At 63.8% G+C, this 1,882-nt stretch carries 3 protein-coding genes and 1 pseudogene; 3 read left to right on the top strand and 1 reads right to left on the bottom strand.

The genetic code is table 11. The features are described from left to right. Positions 1-48 precede the first annotated feature (48 nt). The 3 genes and pseudogenes from FJY68_14370 (at position 49) to FJY68_14360 (ending at position 1,009) form a co-directional block, all read left to right on the top strand. Complete coding sequence (locus tag FJY68_14370; GenBank protein ID MBM3333005.1) at positions 49-396, top strand: hypothetical protein; 348 nt, start codon at positions 49-51, stop codon at positions 394-396. A 138-nt stretch (positions 397-534) separates the two neighbouring features. Beyond that, positions 535-756: pseudogene (locus tag FJY68_14365) on the top strand (BrnT family toxin). Between the two features lie 25 nt (positions 757-781). Further along, positions 782-1,009: a hypothetical protein gene (locus FJY68_14360; GenBank protein MBM3333004.1), complete on the top strand. Its 228-nt coding sequence runs from the start codon at positions 782-784 to the stop codon at positions 1,007-1,009. A gap of 219 nt (positions 1,010-1,228) precedes the next feature. On the opposite strand, the gene FJY68_14355 is transcribed toward FJY68_14360, so the two are convergent. After that, positions 1,229-1,882: methyltransferase domain-containing protein (locus FJY68_14355; GenBank protein ID MBM3333003.1), on the bottom strand; the 654-nt coding region annotated here is incomplete at its 5' end.

The following is a 1,882-nucleotide window of genomic DNA, read 5'->3' as shown; positions in this document are numbered from 1 at the left end:
CTCCGCCCGCTGTTGACACCGCCCGGCCCGGGCATATCCTGTGACTAGATGGGAAACGCCCCCAAAGCCGTCGCCGACATCGTCGATCGGTTCCGCAACCCCTCGGACTTCTGCTGCTCGGGCCAGCACAAAGAAACCGACCTGCGCAACGAGTTCCTCGACCCGTTCTTCGAGGCCCTGGGCTGGGACGTCTCCAACAAAGCCGGTCTGACCGAGGTCTTCAAGCCGGTCATCCACGAAGAGTCAATCAAGATAGCGGGCGCGACCACGGCCCCGGACTGCACGTTCCGCATCGGCGTCCGCCGCGTCTTCTTCGCCGAAGCCAGGAAGCACGCGGGTCACCGCACTCAGGAGAGAGGCGTGCTGCGAGTCTCCCGTACTACTCACGCTGATTGACAAGCGTCCAGAGACTGCTATCCTATCCCGATGAGGACCTGCGGATTATCCGCTCCCTGCCCGCATTGAGGAGGCCGGACGGCGTACGTATTCGATTGGGATGCCGACAAAGCGCAGTCGAACCTCCGAAAGCACGCCATCTCATTCGACGAAGCGTCAACTGCCTTCGGCGACCCACTGGCGCTGCTGATGAGCGACCCGGACCATTCATAGCAAGAGAAACGTTATGTGTTGCTCGGCATGTCGGTCCGCAGGCGACTGCTTGTCGTCGCGTTTGCTGAGAGATCACCACTAACGCGCCTCATTTCGGCAAGGCGAGCAACCAGAACAGAGAGAAAGAAGTATGAAGGTCAGCCATAGAGACGATCCTCGTGAGCGCGACACGATGCGCCCGGAGTATGACTTCTCCGGGGCGGCACGCGGCAAGACTGCGGCCCGGTATGCTGAAGGCACAAACGTCGTTGTCGTCGGACGCGACGTGCTCGACGTCTTCCCGGACGGCACTGCGGTCAACGAAGCCTTGAGAGCTCTAGCGCCTGTAATCCGTCGTCGGCGCAAGCTACTGAAGAAGGCGACGCGAGTCGCGTCGCACGACCAGGGCGCAGGCTGTTGAGTATCGTGTCCCCATCTCTCCCCATGACCGCGATGGCTTTCGAGTAGCTACCTGGATTGACAGCGCACGGTTCGCGAACCCGCGATGTCAATAATCTCGTACTATGTCACCGGAATTGGCCAGTACACGCCTGGCCAACACGGCCTGGCCGACCTACAACCACGACCCGGCACGGTCAGGCTGGGCCGGGCGGCACTGACCGCCGACCGGTAGCTGCACCTACTCGAACCGTGGCACGTAGCCAAGCGGCTCTTTGGGCATCGGCTTGCGGAAGCTGGCGGTGTAGGTGAACAGGCTGCCTTCGGTCGACACGTGCTCGAACCCGGCCTGGCAGGCCAGCTTCGCCACGTCGTTGCGGAAGCGGTAGTGCGGGTCAGGCAGGAACTCGGATATCGACAGCACGCCGCCCGGCCGCAGCACCCGCAGGGCCGCGCGTAGGGCCGCGAGCCGGTCGGGTATCTCGCCCAGCACCGTCACGAAGAAGACGAGGTCGGCGTCGTAGATGTCGAACGGCAGCTTGTCGGCGGAGGCGACGAAGAAGTACGCTTCTGGCGAGCCCGGGCCACGATTCGAGGTGCCGGAAACCGGGGCAGTCCCTTCGAGCCGGCGGCGGGTCCGCTCAATCATCTGGGGCTGGATGTCGACGCAGAAGAGCACACCCCCGGGCTGGATTCGCCGCGCCACCTGCACCGTCAGGTAGCCGGTGCCGCAGCCGACTTCGACCACGCGCATGCCCGGCCCGACCGTCATGCGGGAAAGCACCACGTCAGTGGGCATGAACAGTCGGCGCACGGGGCTGTCGAGGATTGGACCGGCCCAGTAGGGCAGGGGGAAGGGCAACTCGCGCAGGATGAGCCAAGCGAAGAAGGCCGT

This window comes from candidate division WOR-3 bacterium, from assembly GCA_016867815.1.
Lineage (GTDB): Bacteria > Hydrothermota > Tepidihabitantia > Tepidihabitantales > Tepidihabitantaceae > UBA2258.
The sequence above is the reverse complement of the archived record's forward strand: the minus strand, read 5'-3'. Positions and strand labels throughout refer to the sequence as shown.